We start from the raw sequence: 17,022 nt of genomic DNA on the forward strand, positions 1-17,022 counted from the left end.
TATTGTATTGGCTAAACAAAAATCATCACGTTCACTTCATTGAAGAAAAATCAAGTCTATACTAAAGAAATAGTTCAGACTGTATTCAAGGCCAAATCATGGTTATCCCAGTTGTTATGATAGTGTTTGGTATTGCCTTTCTTGCTAATGGAGCTTATTTAATCAATGGATTAGTGCAACAAAGGAATCACTATCGGCGACTAGGGCTTGTTTCTCTTGCTTTTATTGGCATTTTTATCCTCAGTTATTTAGCCAGCATTTTTTATGGTTTATTGGTCGATCCTCATTGCCTTAATTATTTTTATGGCAGTGTGTTTTTGTTAGCGGCGACTTATATTTATTTTTCATGTCATTTGGTGACTAAGACCATTCAAAAAGTGGAATTGATGGCTGACTTTAAAAGTCGCTACGAACTATTAAGGCAGCATGCTCAGTATGATTCGTTGACTGGCTGTCATAACAGAGAGACCCTTTTTGAGGTTTTGAACACAAGGCTCCAACAAATTAAGATGCATGGAGGATGGGTTATCGTTCTTTTTATTGATATGGATAAATTTAAGACGGTCAATGACCGTTATGGTCATGATGCGGGAGATAACACGTTACAAACATTTGGGCAACTCCTAACGCAGCGATTGCGAAAGGATGATATCGTGGCTCGTTATGGTGGGGATGAGTTTATTGCCGTGATGGAAAACATCTCTATCGATGAGGCGAAAAAGATTGCTGAAAATCTTATCACTGTGACGAGACAATTGTTCAAAGAAGGTATTTTATCGGAGCTTAATCTAGGTTGCTCTATTGGCATCACTCAGATGAATCCTCACTCGGCCTCAGTGAATACCGTCATCAAAGAAGCGGATTTGGCGTGCTACGCGGCAAAACAAAGAAAAATCAATGGCTCGGTTTGTGTCTATAGTCCAATGCTTGCAACAACAAACCATCCCATCGACACGAGTATCCATCCAATCGCTGACTAGAAAAAGAGAATGCATAAAACAGTCATCTTACTGCAGAAGCAGGTACGACATCATCTATTATTTTACAACCCATTGTTTAATGGCATTGGGTGGGAGATACTAGAAAATAAAAATAATAAAAAGAAGGGATTAATTTATGACTCATTATCTGATGAAACGCACCCTCCTGGTGATAATTCCCGCCCTTCTGGTGGGTTGTTCCTATAATGCCAAGTTAACCCCTGAAGGAGAAAAAGTAACCATTCTCCAGTCAGATCAGCTCTCAAAAGGCTGTACTTTTTTAGGGGAAGTCAGAGCCTACGATCGCAATGGCATGAGCCAATCCTATCAATCACACGAGCATTTGATCAAGGATGAACGAAATATCCTAAGAAATGAAGCGGCGTTATTAGGTGCTAATACGGTTTTGGTGAGTCAACATCAGCAAACTTATGAAGGCAATCCCAAAAATGATTTCGTGGCAGACCATTGGATGGTAGGTCGAGCCTATCGATGTAAGATAAAACAATAGATGGACTTCCTTGAGTTATTGTTTATGGAATATCATCGTGCTTGGCGGTTTTCTTATCGGGTCGTTCTTCTGTTGCTGTACGCCTCTTTGGCAACAGCGGGGAAGGCATGGACTCTTCAGGAAATAACCCAAATGGCTTTTGCAAACAACAAGGATTTAAAAGCCGCTCGTTATAATGTGGCTATTGCCAAGGCCCGTTTGCTACAAGCTGGCCTTTGGCCCAATCCAAGCCTCAACCTCTCCAACAACGACGATCGCTTATTTAATGATGAAGGGGAATATTCACGAAGTGCTGGGTTTAATCAAGCATTTCCGATTTCTGGGCGTATTGCAAAGCAAAAGACAGTGGCGCGCTTAGATGTGTTGAAAGCCATGGCAGAAATCAGGGAAGCAGAGCGCCAATTAAGCGCCAAAGTAGCGAATGCATTTTATGCCGCGATGATTACTGAGCGTCGCACGCAACAGGTGAATTACTTATTACGGATAAACCGAGAGCTCGTTGATGTGATTCATAACCGTTATCACGCGGCTGAAATTTCAAAGCTGGATGAGAATGCGGCACGCATTGAGTATCTGCGTATCGGGCAAGAAAAGCACCTTTTGCATAGTCTTCGTATTAGCCAATATGCGCTACTGAATCAATTGATGGGGCGAGAAGCCAATTCACCCTTATCCCTTAAGATGGATTTTATCGCTGAGAGAACGCTCCTTAAATTACCCCGCTTAAAAGCCTTGGCGCTTAAAAATCGTCCAGACCGTCAATCCATCGCATTATCGATTGAACGCGCTAATGCCGACAGGCGTTTGGCCAAAGCCGAGCGTTTTGCTGATTGGACGGTAGGGCTTGGGGTACAACAAGATAAAATTGTGGTCGAAGAGGGCCCACCTCAACCTGCCGATAGGACTTTGGGTGTGACTCTTTCTGTGCCTCTTCCTCTGTTTAATCGTAATCAGGGGCGAATTTTAGAAGCAAGTCACACAGGGACTCAGGCAATAATGGCTTTGCGTGCTTTGAATTTAAGTATTGAGACGGAAGTAACCAGTAACTATGGGCAATTAAAAGCGCTGCAAATGAGTCTTAGGGAAACGCAACAGGTTTCTCTGAAATTAGCCGTTGAGAATGTCACACTGGCTCGTGACTCTTATGAGAATGGACAAATTTCTTTTTTGAATGTGCTGCAAGTACAAAAACAACAAAATGATTTACAAACGACTTATCTCAACACGTTAGAAAAGTATTTGCAAGTGTATGTGGCTTTATGTACAGCTATTGGTCCTGGTAAAACCAATGGGTTTTGCCCTTATTTAGCGTATCAAAGGAATGGGGATAGTAAATGAGATGGCAACAGCGCATGAGAAGGATGGCATTAATTAGTCTGTTTCTTAGTCTACTCGCTCCTATTCAAGGATGCTTTGCTCATGGGGAAGAAATCGAGGTGAGTGAGGGAGGAGCTAAAGGCCCCGTTCATTTAACACCCCAGCAAACCAAGATGCTTGGCATCAAGGTGGTGGAAGCAACCAATCGTCCTATGGCACAAATACTGGGTTTGAATGGCCAAGTTCAATTGTTACCTGATGCGCAAGCGGATGTTAGCATTCGGATTAGCGGAAGTGTGACGGCCATTGATGTGAATTTAGGAGATAATGTCAAGGCAGGACAACGCTTAGCCACAGTGCAATCAAGATTAGTGGGTAATCCTCCACCGAGTGTTGCGGTCACGGCACCCATTGCGGGCATCATTGATGCCAGGAACATTAACTTAGGTCAAGCCGTTGAACCGAACACCGTTCTTTTTCACATCAGCAATCGCGACAAACTGTTAGTCATCGCTCAAGTGTATGAAGAAGATTTAGATAAGATTAAGGTAGGGCAAGAAGTGAATGTTCATGCCCTAAGTTACCCCAAGCGAACTTTTCCAGGCCAAGTGACTTTAATTGAACCCAATCTTGATCCATTAACTCGTACCGTGAATGTGCGCATCACCTTGGATAATGAAGAGAAACTCCTAAAGCCCGGAATGTTTGTACGCGCCAATGTCATTTTAGCGCGTAATGAAGCAGCACTTGCCGTACCCAATGCGGCCGTGTTGCAGGCAGATAACGAGTCGTTTGTTTTTGTGCAAAATAGGGATATTTATGATCGCATCGTTGTTCAAATAGGTGCCGTGGATGATGAGTATTCAGAAATTAAAGACGGGCTAGTTCCTGGCGACCTTGTTGTGACGCAAGGACAACGTGAGCTTTATACTTTGTGGTTGAGTGGGGGTAGTAAGCCTCATTCAGACCAAGAGGAGCCTCACTAAATGTTTACGCACTTAATTGCCTGGTCGTTACATAATCGCCCCTTGATTTTGGCCTTAACGATTATTCTTTGTTTGCTGGGTGGTTATACTTTAAAACAAATGCCAGTGGATGTGTTTCCCGAATTTGCCCCACCGCAAGTAGTGGTGCAAACGCAAGCGCCTGGTATGGCCACGCAAGATGTGGAAACTTTAATTACCTATCCTTTGGAAAGTGCGATTAATGGCACGCCAGGGGTGGTTAGTGTGCGCTCTAAAACGTCTGTGGGACTGTCCACCATCACGGTGGTGTTTGACGACCAAACTGACATCTATCGTAATCGCCAGTTAGTTAATGAACGCATTCAACAAGTAGTCAATCGCCTCCCTCCTGGCGTTGAGTCACCCATCATGTTACCGGTTACGTCTGCCGTGGGGTGGTTGGTCAAATACGCGTTGGTAAGCCGCACCGAAAGTCCTGAAACCTTGCGCACTATTTCGGATTGGACGATTCGGCCCAGGATTCTGGCATTAGGTGGTGTGGCTTCTGTAGTCTCCCTGGGTGGAGAGGTCAAGCAATACCAGGTGCGCCTCATTCCTGAGCGTATGCTCGCTTATCGAATCTCGGTGGAAGACGTGCGACAAGCGCTGACATCGGCGAATCAAAACGTACCCGGTGCCTTTGTTCACCAGGCAGGAACCGAATTCGTAGTGAGTACTCTTGGGCGGATTAAGACGCTTAAAGACATCAAAAAAACATTGATTGTGGTTCGTAACGGGGTGCCTATTACCATGAATAATGTGGCAAACGTTGCTTTTGGTGGTGAAATTAAGCGAGGTGATGGAGCCTATAATACCCAGAATGCGGTGATTGGGACAATTTCCAAAGCGTATGGGGCTGATACGGTCACGACCACAGCGAAAGTCGAAAAAGCACTTGCCGAAATTAAAAAGTCCTTGCCTCACGATGTGACCTTAGTGACTAATGTGTTTCGCCAAGCCAGCTTTATTGAATCTGCCATTCACAATTTAACTCGGGCTTTGCTTGAAGGGGCTGTGATTGTTATTGCGGTTCTTTTTGTTTTTTTGATGAATTGGCGTGCTTCGTTTATTACGTTCCTTTCGATGCCCGTTTCGTTCGTAGTGGGTATTTTAGTGCTTCATTATTTTGGTATTGGCATCAATTCCATGACCTTAGGTGGTATGGCCATTGCCATTGGAGAAGTAGTCGATGACGGCATCATTACGGTGGAAAATGTGGTGCATCGCTTACGGATTAATCGTCAGGAAGCCCATCCTTTACCCACCATACAAGTGGTTTTTGATGCGGTGCTTGAAATTCGAAGTTCAGTGGTTTATGCCACGATTATCATTAGTTTGGTTTTTTTACCCATCTTCTTTTTATCGGGGATTGCTGAACATATTTTTAGTCCCTTAGCCATTGCCTACATTGCCTCGGTATTAGGCTCTCTCGTGGTCTCCATCACTATGGTTCCTGCTTTGTGTTACTGGTTACTGGTGCGTGGTCAAGAAAAACAGCAAGATGTTGAAGTGAGTCTGCACGCTTTATCGAATAAGGAACGGCATTATGCCGTAGAAAGGGAAGGTAACCATCAGGCGGAGTCCGAAACTCGCTTTGTCTTGTGGCTTAAAAAGCATTTTTTAACAGCACTCCAATGGTCTATTGCCCACTGCAAAATGGTTCTTGCGTTTGCTTTATCGGCTTTTGTCTTTGCACTGGCGTTACTTCCTTTTTTTGGCACGTCTTTTTTACCGGAGTTTCATGAAGGCAACTTTATTGTCGTGATGAGTACCTTGCCGGGGACCTCCCTTAATGAATCCATGCGTTTAGGTCAACAAGTACAAAAAGCATTGCTTCGCTATCCGCAAGTGATTTCCATTGCGCAGCGGGCAGGGCGCAGTGAGCTTGATGAAGATGCGCTACCACCCAACATCAGTGAATTTGATGTGCTTCTTAACTTTGATAAAGACAAGTCCATGAGGCCCGATGAATTGCTGCGTCGCATTCGTGCGGATTTGGCGAATATTCCTGGGGCCGTATTTAACGTGGGACAATTTATTGCTCATCGTATGGATGAAGTGCTTTCTGGGGTACGCGCTCAAGTGGCCGTTAAGATTTTTGGGGATAATTTATCCACACTCAATGAACTAGGGCAATCGATGGAGACCCTGTTAAAATCAGTACCAGGGGTGGTGGATGTGAATAAGGAACAACAGATTAAAGTACCCCAATTGGTAATTCAACTCGATCGCGAAAAAGCAGCACGCTATGGTGTCAATGTGGGGCAGATTTCGGAAGACGTGCAAGTGCTTCTGAATGGCGTGAGTGTTTCCAGCGTTTTAGAGGGGCAACGCACGTTTGATTTGTATCTTCGAATGGATAAACCAGGGCGTGACAGCGTCAAGAACATTCAAAACATGCTGATTGATGCTCATGGGGTGGGAGAAGGCAGCAATGCGCAAATCCCATTGCGGGCTGTGGCTGAGATTGCATTGGAACCGCAGCCTTTTGCAATTAATCGCGAGAACGTGCAACGGTTGCTGGTGGTTTCTTTTAATGTGCAGGGACGAGATTTAGGCAGCGTGATTGCTGGAGTGCAACAGGAAGTGCAGGAAAAAATCAAACTGCCCACTGGTTATTTTATTCAATACGGCGGCCAATTTGAAAGCCAGCAACAAGCTTCCAGAGTGATTTTGGTTTTTGGTGGCTTGGTGATTTTTGTGATGCTGATTTTGCTGCATAAAGCGTTTGGGACGTTTCGAGAGGCTTTATTGGTGATGTTTAATTTGCCTTTAGCACTCATTGGTGGGGTCATTTCATTGTTTGTGGTGAGTGGCGAGATGAGTGTGGCCGCCATGATTGGGTTTATTACGCTGTTTGGAATTGCGGCGAGAAATGGCATTATTTTGGTGAGCCACTACAATCAATTACGATTGCAGGGAAAAACTCGGGAGCAGGTGGTCATTGATGGCACCATGGACCGCTTGGTGCCCGTATTAATGACGGCTGCTACAGCGGCACTGGGCTTGATTCCTTTGTTGTGGGGTTCGCCTGCAGGAAAGGAACTTGAGCGTCCTTTAGCTCAGGTGCTTTTGGGAGGATTATTTACTTCTACTGTACTCAATATGTTTGTGGTGCCTACGGTGTATAATGCTATTGAAGTATGGCGAGAACAGCGGATGCAATTCAATAAAACAGAACAAGGAGAAAAAACATGAAGCACATTACTTTGAAACAAAAAAGCCATTTTTGGTTAGGGCTTATCACCAGTGTTTTGTTGGTTTGTGGGTATTCTCAAGCAATGGCTGATTCCACTGAAGAGCCAACACAATCTATTCCCAAAACGATTCCAGCCATTTGGGAGGCTGTAGATAAGCATGCGGCATCCATTAATCAAGTGCTCAGTAGTGATGATTTAACGACAATACACCAGCATGCATTTGCCATTCGTGATTTAGTCAACGCATTACCTGCATTAAGCAAAGATTTGTCAGAGGAGCAGAAAAAGACACTGCAGCAAAATCTAAGCTATGTCAGTCAATTGGCCACGCGTCTTGATAAATCAGGCGATGCCAATGATAAAAAAGGGGCACAAGTCAACTGGGAAAAATTGCAAAAAGTGTTGGCACAGCTGCGAGCCTTGTATCCTTCAGATGTCCCTAATTAATCAAGGAATGAGTCATGATGTATTGTGTTGTTCGTGGTTTGTTATAGACTGCTGTCGTTTTAAGGAACGAGGCTGCAGACGCAAATGGCCATATCAGAGGCACAGACATCATGACTTACAAAGCGAGATTTTTATGCATTAATTTGGTTTTAAATCCAAGGTAATGACATCGTCCGCTTTCCCACTTTTGGGAATGATAGTCACTGTGCCTTTTGTAAAAGAGCCCACTTGATAGCTTTCTTCTTCTAGGGTCACTGGGTTTCCTTTTTGATCCCGTGCGGAGGATAAATCTGCAACTTGTGCTAACTCTTCAAGAGTAATCGAGGAGCCACGATACATGTGTTTCGTTTGGTTTGTAGTGTCAGTGGTTTCAGTGGTTCCATGACCCAAGGTCACAAAGGATATGGCGAGCATGGTTAATAAATACAATAGAAAATTGATTTTTTTCATGAGATTCATCCTAATCAAATGAGGTATTACCATAATAGATTATCTGCTGCGCAACAACAAACGGTTAAGATTGGATTATTTATTATTTAATCTCCTTTAATCACTTCCTTGAGCAGTCGTTGACTTTAATAGTCTTGTCCATTTCAGTTATCCAATGGAGAGAAAATTTTTGTAAAAATCTTATCCCTCGTCCACAATAGATAAAGAGGTGGATGATTCAAGATGGTGGTGACGCATGGACAAGCAAGACATCGACTTGCCTTATCAAATGGGGCATGATTTTATTTCTTATCAACTGGATTATTGGCAGCGTTCTATTTTGTTTTGGGATACCTTGCGTGAACGGGCTAATAATATGATGGAGCATGAACAACAAGGGTTGCCACCACTGCTTAATTTCAAATATGAATTAGTTTTGGATGGGAAATCATTGGAACCCAAAACCAATTATGCATTGGTTAAAATTCTTGAAGTCGGCGATGTGTGCTTTGAAGAATGTTTTGATCCTCATGCTCATCCAGTTATTATTGTGGATCCCAGATCAGGCCATGGGCCAGGGATTGGTGGTTTCAAACGGGACTCTGAAGTGGGCATCGCGTTACATAGTGGTCATCCTGTGTATTTTGTTATTTTTTATCCTAATCCTGTGCCTCATCAAACGCTCGCCGATGTCCTGATGACTTTGCGCCATTTTGTTGAAAAAGTCCAAGCCTGGCATGAAGGCAAAGCCCCCATTCTTTATGGCAATTGCCAAGCCGGTTGGATGCTGGCCTTATTGGCTTCTGATTGTGTGGGATCGGTTGGTTTGACGGTCATGAATGGCTCACCGGTTTCTTATTGGTCCAACAGCGAAGAAGAAGCCAATCCCATGCAGTTATTGGGGGGACTCTTGGGTGGTTCCTGGAGTGCCCGTTTTCTTTCGGATTTAAAAGAAGGGATATTGGATGGGGCGTGGTTGGTCTCTAATTTTGAGTTACTCAATCCCACCACGGCCATTTGGGATAAGTATTATGGCTTATTTGATGAAATTGATGCAGAGCGTGAGCGATTCTTGGAGTTTGAACGCTGGTGGAATGGTTTTTATCAATTCAGTCAAGAAGAGATAATGGCCACAGTGAATAATCTTTTTATTGGCAATCAACTAGAGCGCGGTGAAATGCGGATTCATAAAGGATGCGTTTACGATTTGAAACGCATTCAAAGCCCGATTGTTCTTTTTGCTTCCCAAGGCGATCAAATTACCCCACCGAGACAGGCTTTACATTGGATAAGAACGATTTATCCTACGACACAAGCATTGAAGGAGGCCAAACAGCGAGTGGTTTATCTTCTTCATCCTTCCGTTGGGCATTTAGGAATCTTTGTGTCGGCTAAGGTCGTTCGGTTGCACCATCGTGCTATTTTAGAGCATGGAGCGGCTATTGAACAATTACAGCCAGGGCTTTATGAAATGATAATCGTTAACCCAACAGGCAATCCCGATTGCAGCAAAGAGCAATATCATGTTCGTTTTGAAGCGCGCGAACTCACCGAACTTTGCACAACGAGCTCCACGCAACCGTTTGACAAAGTTCGTCAAACATCCGAAGCCAATGACTCGATTTATCAAAAAGTTATCCAACCTTTTGTGCAAAGCTTAAGTAATCCTTTCTTATCCTGGTGGCTCGAGAAAACGCATCCCATGCGCCTAAGTCGCTATGTGTTTTCTGAAAAAGTGAATCCACTCATGAAAGCAATCGAACAAGTAAGTCCACCCATTCAAGCCAATCGCCAAAGGGTAACGGAGAGTAATTTCTTTAAAAAAACAGAGCATGCTTGGGCACAGATGATGAGGGACTCGTTAGAATCCGTCCGAATCATGCGTAATGAGGTCATGACGAATTGGTTTGATGCGCTCTATAAGGATCCCGATTAATATTTAGGGTATTAATTCATGGAGCGTATGGCATCAAACTCCTCATCAAGCTCCATCTCATTCCCTAAGTCTTTGGTTTCAGGAAACTCGTTCTCATCAAAAAGAGGTGTAGTTTCTCTTGCTTGTTCTTCGTACTCTTTCTCTGCAAAGCAATCCCTAGCGTTCATAACAATTCCTTCAAGATTATTGTTCTTGTTCTTGCCAACGACTAAAAACAACCCGGTTTATTGTTGCTATTTTCATCTCTGACATTTAGCATAACGGATAACAATTCAATTGACAAAAATACTAAATAAGAAATAAAAAGGGGGTAACTGAATAGCCATTTGGCTATTTTTTTATAAGAAGAAACGAGGGAATAGGATGTTGGTTCCCCAAACTGGAATAAGAAACGCATCGACCATGATAGAAATTATCCCTAATTGGCACCCCATTTTTGTCCATTTTACCGTGGCCTTATTTTCTGTTTCGGTGATTCTTTATGCTTTAATCTATTTCGCCTCTAATACTCGATGGAAAATCAACCCGTTTATTGTCGAATTGGAAATCGTGGCGCGTTGGTGTTTATGGCTGGCCGCATTGAGCACGATTGCCACCGTGTCCGCTGGGTTTTACGCTTTTTATACAGTGAAACATGGTGCTATGGTGCACGCCGTAAAAGTGATTCACCGCAACTGGGCACTAACTACCTCGAGTGCTATTGTACTTGTGGCTTTCTGGATGGTTTGGCGTTATATTAAACACCAAAAACCGACGCTGGTCTTCTTAATGGCGTTGCTCTTTGTCCAGGTGCTGTTGCTCACGACGGCTTGGTATGGAGCGGAATTAGTCTATCGGCATGGGTATGGTGTTCTGCCTGTCACAGCAGAAAAGACAGTATCGTCGCATTAATACGATTTTTATGGAAGGATACAAACATGGTACAAAAGGATTTGCGTTGTCTAATAAGGAACTATTGCTTTATTTTTTCCTTTTTACTGCTCGGTTCTTCTGCTTTGTTTGCCCAGCATGAGCAACATGGTGCCTCAACACAACCGTTACCACATCCCAAGACTACATCGTCTCAATCGAAACCTGCACAATACAAAATGAAACAACCTATCCCTGTTAAAACGGTAACGCCTCTTACTATGACCGGTGGAGCAAAGCGTACGGTTAATTTGGTGGTTGCTTATAAAACGGTGAATTTTGCGGGCAAACCGAGGCGCGCTATTGCTGTTAATGGGCAAATTCCAGCACCGACGTTGCATTTTAAAGAAGGGGACGATGTCACCATCAATGTGTATAACCATTTGGATGAGGGAACGTCCATTCATTGGCATGGTCTTTTAGTCCCTTGGCAAATGGACGGGGTGGATGAGGTGAGTCAAAAACCAATTCCTCCGGGAGGCGTGTTCCATTATCGCTTTAAGCTTTACCAACGAGGAACCTATTGGTATCATGCCCATGCCAAGGTTCAAGAACAAGAAGGCTTATACGGGACTTTTATTATTGACCCACCTAAGCCGCCAAGCTATCAGTATACCAAAGATTATGTGGTGGTGTTATCCGATTGGAGCAACACCCCTGCGGAACAAGTACTTGCGAATTTAAAAAAAGACGGCGATTATTACGGTCCTCGATTTCCCCTACAACCCTCGCTTATGAAGTTTCTTCATGATTATCGTAAAGCGTCACCCGAAGAGCGTAAAAAATTAATTGCTGATTATAAAATGATGCAACAAATGCGCATGAGTATCTATGATTTAAGTGACGTGGCTTACGATGCGTATTTATTAAATGGTCATCCTAAATCTCATCCTTGGACTGCTCCTGTGAAGGTAGGGGATAGGGTGCGGCTGCGCTTCATTGGTGCAGGAGCAAGCACCATCTATCGTGTTAAAATTCCTGATGCCAAAGTGGAGATGGTGCACATTCAAGGAAATGATGTGAGGCCTTATCCCATTGAGGATTTTTGGATTGCACCGGGTGAAACCTACGATGTTCTGGTGACCATTCAAAAAAACAAGCCTTACGTTATTTATGCCGAGTCGATTGATACTTTGGGTAAAGCCTATGGGGCCTTAGTAACCTATCCTAATCAAGTGGTCAACTATCAGCACGTGACTCCTTTCCCTGAACCACTTCCTGTCACAAGAGAAATGATGGCCAACATGATGATGTCTATGAATGGCGGGGGAATGGGTGGAAATCAACAACACGCCTTGATGAACAAAAAAACATCATCAACGGCGATGAAACCCTCCATGACCATGCCTTCGCACTCTCAAGCAATGAGTTCGCAAAGTGCTAATCATTCGATGTCCTCTAAGACTATCCAAAAGAAAATGGACAAGGCATCCAATCATTCCGCTCACACCTCATCAATGAAGTCCAAATCCTCATCGACCTCGATGAACAAGAGTATGGACATGCCAGGTATGAATCATGGGGCAATGAGTCAGAATAAGACGTCTAACTCTGCTCAAATGAAATCTGACTCCTCGTCGACCTCAATGAACAAGAGCATGGCCATGCCAGGTATGAATCATGGGGCAATGAGTCAGAGTAAGACGTCTAACTCTGCTCAAATAAAATCTGACTCTTCGTCGACCTCAATGAACAAGAGCATGGCCATGCCGGACATGAATCATAGCGCAATGGGCCAGAATAAGACGTCTAACTCTGCTAATGACACGTCTATGAATAGGAACATGAAGTCTGACAGGCCTATGGAGCAGGGCATGTCGATGAATGGCTCCATGAACATGAAGATGCCCATTGAGCCGACCATCATAGGCGATAAAATAGAGCCACCTGATTCGGCAAAAGCCACCACCTTAGGAACCAAATACCAAGAGTTAAAAGGGGCAGTGAAAACCAATAATCCGAATAAACCAGTCGATGGGATTATTAAAATGGAATTGTTTGGCTACATGGACCGTTATATCTGGTTTATTAATGGTCTACCGGAATATAAGGCCAAACCGATTTTGATTGAGCCAGGAAAGCGTTATCGGATTATATTTACCAATAATTCGATGATGCGTCACCCCATGCATATTCACGGCCATTGGTTTATTTTACGCAATGGTCATGGGGCTTACGATCCGTTATTGCATACCATTGAAGTCCCTCCAGGAGCGACTGCCGTTGCCGATTTTGATACTGAAGCCAGCGGTCAATGGTTTTTCCATTGCCACCATCTTCTGCACATGACCGCGGGCATGGCGCGCGTATTTCAATACACCACCATCATTGAGATTGCCAACGGCACTCGAAAGCCAGACAATTACGCCTATCAGCAAGCCTACATCAATCGGCCGGTCGTACGAGAAGACGAAGTCATGCCACTGGATGCTTCTCTCATCAAACACCCTGCAGGACATCATCAAGGCTTCTATCGTTCAAGCTATATCGAGCTGGGCGAAGACCCTTTTCATAATGCTCAGGAAATGACGTTTAGAGGCCTCTATGGCCCAGATTACAATAAGCTCCAGTTGTATACTGAGGACGCTGAAATTTATAAAGGAACCGTTGAAAACGCAGACATCGATGTGTTCTATTGGCATTTGATTAGCCAATTTTGGGCGGTTAAAGGAGGAGTCAATTATTTTTATCGCCCGGGAGGCCCTTATTGGCAACCTGGTATTGGTATTGAAGGGTTAATGCCTTGGTATATTGATACCAACATTAGAACGTATTATCGTGATGGCAGTGTCAAGTTTGACATTCAGTTAGCACGGGCTAACCAGCTGACCAATAACTTCTTCTTCCTCACAGGAATTCGCAGCATTTTGGCCACTCATACCGTCGTCAAAAACGAGATTGGCAATGGCTTAAACCAAATGCGTTATATCCTGAGACCTTATTATCGTCTTAAGCCAGGACTTAATATTTTTTCAGAGTATGAGCATGATGTAGAGTATGGTGCTCTTAAGAGGATTCTTCGAAGTCAGGGAGAGCCTACCACTCAAGATACAATCACGTTAGGAGTTGCTGTTCTTTTTTAAAAAAGCCAAATATACATTGGAATTATTTTATGAATTCATAGGAATAAATAGTCACCTTCATGATATTAATCCATCCATGAGGAATATATCACCTATCAATGACCTTGTTCATTGGGGTGTTGAGCTTTCTCTTCCCAAGAAAATCCTTCCTCATGTCTTTAGGATGGGGACAATTTATCTGACAATACTGGGTTAAATTATCCTCAGTTTTGTAATTTAACCCAGGATCCTGGATTTTTAATGATTGATCTGCAGATCATCATTTTCAAATAATGGAGTTTGCTTAATTTCTAAATTTCTTTGTTGTAATTGGTCAACTTTCATATGGGGACAGTAATAGGCATTAGCTATTATGGAATGGATATTAATAGTTGTTAAGTTTTTTGATCCCCTTACATATCTCTTATGAGCTTCACTTGGTGTATGGGTTACAAGAACGATAACATTTGCTCCTAACTTCGCGCCTTCATTTTTTAAAAAATTATTATCATCTTTTTCTAGATCTTTTAAAGAGGAGCGGATATCCATAACTTCATGTACATTTGGGTTTTTAATAATCCCTAAGAAACGGCAATTTCCTGTAGGATAGGACAAATATAAGTTCACATTTTTCGCATCTGCATTTACTTGACGTAATCCGCCACAGCCCGAATTCAAAAGAAGAATCATAAAGCTAATTATTAAATAAACAATTTTCATATCCATAATTCCTTTTATTTAGCGTGCTTTTAACATACCCATATAAGACTATTACTTACTTTGATTATGAATAAAAGTATTAATTGTAAAAATATAAAATTAATGTCGCTTTCAATTGAGTAAAATAAATTCGCCATTTTGTATAGTGATGGTTAAAATGCGTACCTGAGTTGCGAGATAAAGTCCCGTGTCACTTGCCATCATGTTTTCGGCTACTTCTTTCTCTTGTTTTTGATAGGTGGTAATAATCTGCTTAAAATAATCAATCCGCTGTTGCAATAAATTGCTTAAGGTATTTAAATGGCTTAATTGATTTTTATTATCTCGAACAAGATATTTAAGTGCTTCAATTTGTTCTGTGGCTAGTTATACTTTTTTCATAGTCTCTCGATGAGGGCTTTTCTGGCTCGCATTTGTCTCGTTTCTGCCTCATTTCCAAATATTTGGCACAAAAAACCTTCTTAACAAAAGGTTAATGCCCTTACTCACACATCAAGATTTGGGAATGAGTTCCCATCCTCTTAATGTCCACCGCCATGTCCGTCATGACCACCGTGATGCCAGTTTTGTTGATGCCAATTATGGTGCCAATTTTGATGCCAGTTATGATGCCACTTGTAGTGATATTGAATCCAATGCCATCTATGTCCATCCCAATGCCACCGGCCATGTCCACCATGAGGTGTCCAATGAGGGGCATGAGGTATATTGGAAGCCAATGTTATGGAATCTATTGGTGAATCAGTTTTGATTGAGGTATCAAAGGCAGAAGCTACAGCACTTGAACCCATCAAAGCGGCTACTGCAACAAACCACTTCAACGTCTTTAAAGTCCACATATTGCCGCTCCTTGTAAAAGAGCTGATTAAGCTACTCTAAATCCAATACTTATCAATTTAAGTATAGACAAGATAGCACTGAAGTTCATAAATCGATCAATTTATGAAATGATACCTGACTGGCGCAATCCTTTAGAAGGATGGGCTATACTAATACAAATTACTGAGTCAAAGGAGTGCACATCATGTCGCCTGCATTTGGGCACCACCCGAAATCACCAAAACCACAAAAAGAGAAGGGCTTCTGGAGTTCTCCTTCTGGTCTAGTGGCCATTATCATTATTGGGATTATTGGCTATTACGTAATTGTAGAGCATGGTGCTCACATAGCAAGCTTTTTAGGCGCTTCACCATTGGTGCTGTTAGTCTTACTCTGTCCATTGATGCATCTTTTTATGCATAGAGGACATGGGGGGCATGGAGAGAATCATCACCATAAATCGGATGAAAAGGACAACGACTCTTCTGAGAAAAAGGATTAATCGAAATGGAACATTCTTCTTATGCTTATGGTTTGTGGTTATTGGTCATTGTCAATTCGGCGATTTTCATTTTGTTTGCTTACAGTTTTACCACCACGTTTAAAACAAGGCGAGATTGGCGCGCTTTCGGTGCTTTTTCTGCGTTTGTCATTGCTTATTTTACCGAAATGTATGGTTTTCCTTTAACCATTTATTTACTGTCAGGATGGCTTTCTAAATATTATCCTGGAATGGATTTATATGGTCATGACAGTGGCCATTTACTCCATACCCTGCTTGGCTTGAAAGGTGATCCCCATTTTGATGTCTTTCATATCTTAAGTTTTGTCTTCATTATCGGCGGTCTTTGGATGATTGCATCAGCCTGGGGTACTCTTTATCGTGCTCAAAAGGCGCATCAACTTGCAACCAGTGGGCTGTACGCCAAAATTCGTCATCCGCAATACGATGGGTTTATTCTGGTGATGATTGGTTTTTTATTGCAATGGCCAACCATTCTGACCTTAATCATGTTTCCTATACTGGTTTATATGTATGTTCGTCTCGCACGTAGGGAAGAAAAAGAGGTTTTGGCGGAGTTTGGTGAGGAATATAAACACTATGCTGCAGTTACTCCTGGGTTTATACCTCGTTTTGGTAAACAACAAGACAGCAAAGGAGATGCACCATGATGTTTATGTTTCACAGTGCCGAGATGCTCGGCCTTATCGCAATAGCGCTTGGAATCATGTTGGTCGTCTGGGCATTACGTAATGAAGGAAAAAGTATTGGATTAGCCAAAATATTTGGATGGCTCATCGTCATTATCGGGATTTTAGGGGAATTATGCAGTACTTATTACGCGATTAAATACTGGTATGCAGGCTATTTCCAGATGCCAATGATGTCAGGTGAAGCATTCCTATTCCATGTGGCTCAGATGTTGTCTTTGATTGCTATAGCGTTTGGTATTATTTTGGTAGTCTGGGCTTCACATAACGAAGGGCGTGGTATTCCGCTGGCAAAAGTTTTTGGTTGGCTCATCGTTCTCTTTGCGATTTTAGGCATGATTTGTAGTGCTTATTATGCCACTGTGTATTGGCATAAAGGATATATTCAAACGCCTGCTGGTATGTCTATGTTGATACAACATCAAATACCGATGCAGAAACAGTCACCCAATCAATAGTCCTGGTAAATGCCATAA

Annotated in this window: 17 protein-coding genes; 12 read left to right on the top strand and 5 right to left on the bottom strand. The window is 42.7% G+C overall.

Going from position 1 to position 17,022, the window contains the following annotated elements; translation table 11 throughout:
- Window positions 1-98 precede the first annotated feature (98 nt).
- The 6 genes from LPG_RS05095 to LPG_RS05120 all read left to right on the top strand — a co-directional run bounded on the left by LPG_RS05095 (window position 99) and on the right by LPG_RS05120 (window position 7,459).
- Window positions 99-980 (top strand): GGDEF domain-containing protein, encoded by an 882-nt coding sequence (locus LPG_RS05095; RefSeq protein WP_010946760.1) that lies wholly within the window; start codon window positions 99-101, stop codon window positions 978-980.
- Between the two features lie 136 nt (window positions 981-1,116).
- A complete protein-coding gene (locus LPG_RS05100; protein ID WP_010946761.1) occupies window positions 1,117-1,491 on the top strand; it encodes a DUF4156 domain-containing protein in 375 nt (124 codons plus the stop codon).
- Window positions 1,492-1,515: 24 nt separating this feature from the next.
- On the top strand, window positions 1,516-2,829 hold the full coding sequence (locus LPG_RS05105) for a TolC family protein (RefSeq protein WP_015444660.1): 1,314 nt from the start codon (window positions 1,516-1,518) through the stop codon (window positions 2,827-2,829).
- A complete protein-coding gene (locus LPG_RS05110) occupies window positions 2,826-3,794 on the top strand; it encodes an efflux RND transporter periplasmic adaptor subunit (RefSeq protein WP_010946763.1) in 969 nt (322 codons plus the stop codon). The genes LPG_RS05105 and LPG_RS05110 overlap by 4 nt, the downstream gene beginning before the upstream one ends.
- Complete coding sequence (locus LPG_RS05115; RefSeq protein ID WP_010946764.1) at window positions 3,795-7,010, top strand: efflux RND transporter permease subunit; 3,216 nt, start codon at window positions 3,795-3,797, stop codon at window positions 7,008-7,010.
- On the top strand, window positions 7,007-7,459 hold the full coding sequence (locus tag LPG_RS05120) for a hypothetical protein (RefSeq protein WP_010946765.1): 453 nt from the start codon (window positions 7,007-7,009) through the stop codon (window positions 7,457-7,459). Before LPG_RS05115 ends, LPG_RS05120 begins: the two co-directional genes overlap by 4 nt.
- A 138-nt stretch (window positions 7,460-7,597) precedes the next feature.
- Here LPG_RS05120 and LPG_RS05125 read toward each other — a convergent pair whose 3' ends face one another.
- Entirely contained in the window at window positions 7,598-7,909 is a 312-nt protein-coding gene (locus tag LPG_RS05125; protein ID WP_015444659.1) for a hypothetical protein, read from the bottom strand.
- A 235-nt stretch (window positions 7,910-8,144) separates the two neighbouring features.
- On the opposite strand from LPG_RS05125, the gene LPG_RS05130 reads away from it, so the two are divergent.
- Window positions 8,145-9,824 (top strand): DUF3141 domain-containing protein, encoded by a 1,680-nt coding sequence (locus LPG_RS05130; RefSeq protein WP_010946767.1) that lies wholly within the window; start codon window positions 8,145-8,147, stop codon window positions 9,822-9,824.
- Between the two features lie 11 nt (window positions 9,825-9,835).
- On the opposite strand, the gene LPG_RS05135 is transcribed toward LPG_RS05130, so the two are convergent.
- Entirely contained in the window at window positions 9,836-9,991 is a 156-nt protein-coding gene (locus LPG_RS05135) for a hypothetical protein (RefSeq protein WP_015444658.1), read from the bottom strand.
- A gap of 196 nt (window positions 9,992-10,187) precedes the next feature.
- Between LPG_RS05135 and LPG_RS05140 the strand changes: the two genes are divergently transcribed.
- Together LPG_RS05140 and LPG_RS05145 are read left to right on the top strand one after the other, a co-directional pair.
- Window positions 10,188-10,715, top strand: a complete 528-nt coding sequence (locus LPG_RS05140) for a DUF2231 domain-containing protein (RefSeq protein WP_010946769.1) — start codon at window positions 10,188-10,190, stop codon at window positions 10,713-10,715.
- Between the two features lie 26 nt (window positions 10,716-10,741).
- Window positions 10,742-13,816 (top strand): multicopper oxidase domain-containing protein, encoded by a 3,075-nt coding sequence (locus tag LPG_RS05145; RefSeq protein ID WP_010946770.1) that lies wholly within the window; start codon window positions 10,742-10,744, stop codon window positions 13,814-13,816.
- 237 nt (window positions 13,817-14,053) lie between these two features.
- On the opposite strand, the gene LPG_RS05150 is transcribed toward LPG_RS05145, so the two are convergent.
- The 3 genes from LPG_RS05150 to LPG_RS05160 all read right to left on the bottom strand — a co-directional run bounded on the left by LPG_RS05150 (window position 14,054) and on the right by LPG_RS05160 (window position 15,354).
- Entirely contained in the window at window positions 14,054-14,515 is a 462-nt protein-coding gene (locus tag LPG_RS05150; RefSeq protein ID WP_015444656.1) for a DUF4156 domain-containing protein, read from the bottom strand.
- A gap of 111 nt (window positions 14,516-14,626) precedes the next feature.
- A complete protein-coding gene (locus LPG_RS05155; protein ID WP_072363891.1) occupies window positions 14,627-14,866 on the bottom strand; it encodes a CHASE3 domain-containing protein in 240 nt (79 codons plus the stop codon).
- Between the two features lie 170 nt (window positions 14,867-15,036).
- A complete protein-coding gene (locus LPG_RS05160) occupies window positions 15,037-15,354 on the bottom strand; it encodes a protein VrrB (RefSeq protein WP_010946773.1) in 318 nt (105 codons plus the stop codon).
- A 185-nt stretch (window positions 15,355-15,539) separates the two neighbouring features.
- Between LPG_RS05160 and LPG_RS05165 the strand changes: the two genes are divergently transcribed.
- From LPG_RS05165 to LPG_RS05175, 3 genes are read left to right on the top strand one after another with little or no spacing between them, the layout of a single operon-like run.
- On the top strand, window positions 15,540-15,836 hold the full coding sequence (locus LPG_RS05165; protein ID WP_010946774.1) for a DUF2933 domain-containing protein: 297 nt from the start codon (window positions 15,540-15,542) through the stop codon (window positions 15,834-15,836).
- A gap of 5 nt (window positions 15,837-15,841) precedes the next feature.
- Window positions 15,842-16,507 carry a methyltransferase family protein gene (locus tag LPG_RS05170; protein WP_010946775.1) on the top strand — a complete coding sequence of 222 codons (666 nt, stop codon included), beginning with the start codon at window positions 15,842-15,844 and terminating at the stop codon, window positions 16,505-16,507.
- Complete coding sequence (locus LPG_RS05175) at window positions 16,504-17,004, top strand: hypothetical protein (protein WP_025862615.1); 501 nt, start codon at window positions 16,504-16,506, stop codon at window positions 17,002-17,004. The genes LPG_RS05170 and LPG_RS05175 overlap by 4 nt, the downstream gene beginning before the upstream one ends.
- Window positions 17,005-17,022 lie beyond the last annotated feature (18 nt).

It is taken from the genome of Legionella pneumophila subsp. pneumophila str. Philadelphia 1 (assembly GCF_000008485.1).
Lineage (GTDB): Bacteria > Pseudomonadota > Gammaproteobacteria > Legionellales > Legionellaceae > Legionella > Legionella pneumophila.